The organism is Streptomyces albus subsp. albus (assembly GCF_000725885.1).
Lineage (GTDB): Bacteria > Actinomycetota > Actinomycetes > Streptomycetales > Streptomycetaceae > Streptomyces > Streptomyces albus.
In genome coordinates, this window is the sequence record NZ_JODR01000065.1 from 1 (window position 1) to 2,684 (window position 2,684).

The window sequence follows — 2,684 nt, forward strand, 5'->3', positions numbered from 1 at the left end:
CCCGCCGCATGCACCACCGCAGAAACTTCAAAGCGCTCGAACAGGTCTTCCACCTCGCGGCGGACACCGACATCACACGCCACCACCTCCACCCCGGCACCCGACGCCCGCAACTCGTCGCAGAGTTCCATCGCGCCCTCGGCCGCCATGCCCCGCCGGCTCGCCAGCACCACACGCCCCGCACCACGCTCCACCACCCACCGGGCCACCCGCGCACCCAACGCACCCGTACCACCCGTCACCAACACCGTCCCCGACCACCAGCCACACCACACGACAACGCCTCGACCAACCGCGCCACCGAACCCCCCACAGGCTCGACCGGCACATCCACCAGACCACCCCACCGATCCGGCTCCTCCAACGCCACAACCCGCCCCAGACCCGAGCGTGACGGTGCCGACGAGGCCGAGCACCAGGCCCGGATACTCAGGGTGACTTGTCTCGTCCTGCCCCAGGAACGACACCACCGTGCCGCAATCGGAGAACTTCGCGAGACGCGCGGTCAGCGCTTTTCTGTCCAGTTCCGCAGCCCCGAGCCGCAGGCGGCGCACCCGCGCGCCGCGTGAGTCCAGCTCGGCAGCCATCGCGTCCACCCACGCGTCGGCGGCCTCCTCGGGCTCCACGAGCAGCCAGCCGCCCGACACCTCGGTGCCGTTGGGCGGCCCGAGCGGCGTCCAGGTGACCTCGTACCGCAGCTTGTCGGCCTCCGCATGTTCGCGACGGCGGCGTTGCCATGCCGAGAGCGCCGGCAGGGTCTCGTGCAAGGGCGCCTTCAGATCGACGCCGAACTCCTCGGCGAACAGTTCGGCGTCGCCACGCTCGACCGCGTCCCAGAACGAGGCGTCGGCACCGGCTTCGGTGCTCGCGGCGGTCTGCCGTCGCAGGCTCGGCCAGTAGCGTTCGTGCTGGAAGGCGTAGGTCGGCAATTCGACGGGCCTGGCACCGGTCGGCGCGAAGAACGCCGCCCAGTCGACGGTAACGCCGTCCACCCACAGCCGGGCCAGGGCCGTGACGGCGCTGGTGGCCTCGGGCCGTTTGCGGTGCAGCACGGGGACGGCGAGCGCGTCGTCGCCGCACGTCTCCTCGACGGCGGCCATGAGGGTGGCGTCCGGGCCCAGCTCCACGAAACGGGCCACACCCAGGCCGGCCAGGTGTGTGAGCGCGTCGGTGAAGCGCACGGTGCCGCGCACCTGGTCCGCCCAGTACGCGGCGGAGAACTCCTCGACCGGCTCGCCGGTGAGGGTGGACACGATCGGCACCTCGGGACGCCGCATCTCGATCCCGTCGGCAACCCGGCCGAACTCCTCCAGCATCGGCTCCATCAACGCCGAGTGGAAGGCGTGACTGACCTCCAGCCAACGACCCTGATGGTCGGGCAACCCGGCAGCCACCGATTCGACGGCCTCGCGAGTGCCGGAGAGCACGACCTGGCCCGGCGCGTTCACCGCCGCCACCGACACGCCCTCCACCAACAGCGGAGCGACCTCCTCCAGCGAGGCCCGGACCGCCCACATCGCACCGCCCTCGGGCAACGCCTGCATCAACCGGGCACGAGCAGCGACCAGCTTGCACGCGTCCGCCAGCAACAGCACGCCGGACACATGCGCAGCCGCCAACTCACCCACAGAGTGGCCGACGAGGTAATCAGGCGTGACGCCCCACGACTCCACCAGCCGGAACAACGCCACCTCGACCGCGAACAACGCAGGCTGCGCCCACCCGGTCTGCCCCAGCGCCTCCCCATCCGCGAACATCACATCCCGCAGCGGACGGTCCAGCAATCCGTCGAAGTGCGCACACACCTCATCCAGCGCATCGGCGAACACCGGGAACGTCTCCGCCAACTCCCGGCCCATACCGAGACGCTGACCACCCTGACCCGAGAACACGAACCCCGTCAGACCCGTACGTACCGCGCCTGAAAGGATCTCCGTGCCCCGTTCGCCAGCGGCCACCGCGCTCAACCTCGTGCGCAGCTCCTCCGCGTCGCCGCCCAGCACGACGGCACGGTGCTCAAGAGCCGAGCGCGTGGCCGCCAACGACAGACCCACGTCCACCGCGTCCAGCCCGACCACTCTGGACGCCAACCGCGCGGTCTGCGCGGCAACTCCCTCCCGCGAACGGGCGGAGACCACCCACGGCACCACCGGCAGGCGGGCCCCGGAGGCCGCGACCTCCTCCGTCACGGCCTCCGGGGCCTCCTCGATGACCACGTGCGCGTTGGTGCCGCTCACGCCGAAGGACGACACACCCGCCCGCCTCGGCCGCTCGTCGCGCGGCCATTCACGCGGCTCGGTCAGCAGCTCCACCGCGCCCGCCGACCAGTCCACATGCGACGTCGGCGTATCGACATGCAGCGTCTTCGGCAGACTCCCGTGCCGCATCGCGAGAATCATCTTCATCACGCCCGCGACACCGGCGGCGGCCTGCGTGTGCCCCAGGTTCGACTTGACCGAGCCCAGCCACAGCGGACGGTCCCCCGGCCGGCCCTGACCGTACGTCGCCAACAACGCCTGCGCCTCGATGGGATCACCCAGCGAGGTGCCCGTACCGTGCGCCTCCACCACGTCCACGTCCCCGGGCGACACCTGCGCATTCGCCAACGCCTGACGGATCACCCGCTGCTGCGACGGACCATTCGGCGCCGTCAACCCGTTCGACGCACCATCCTGATTCACCGC

Annotated in this window: 1 protein-coding gene; it reads right to left on the reverse strand. The window is 70.9% G+C overall.

Annotation, left to right across the window (positions count from 1 at the left end; translation table 11 throughout):
• On the reverse strand, nucleotides 1-2,684 hold a 2,684-nt coding region (locus tag IO40_RS39325), incomplete at both ends, for a type I polyketide synthase (protein ID WP_244190330.1).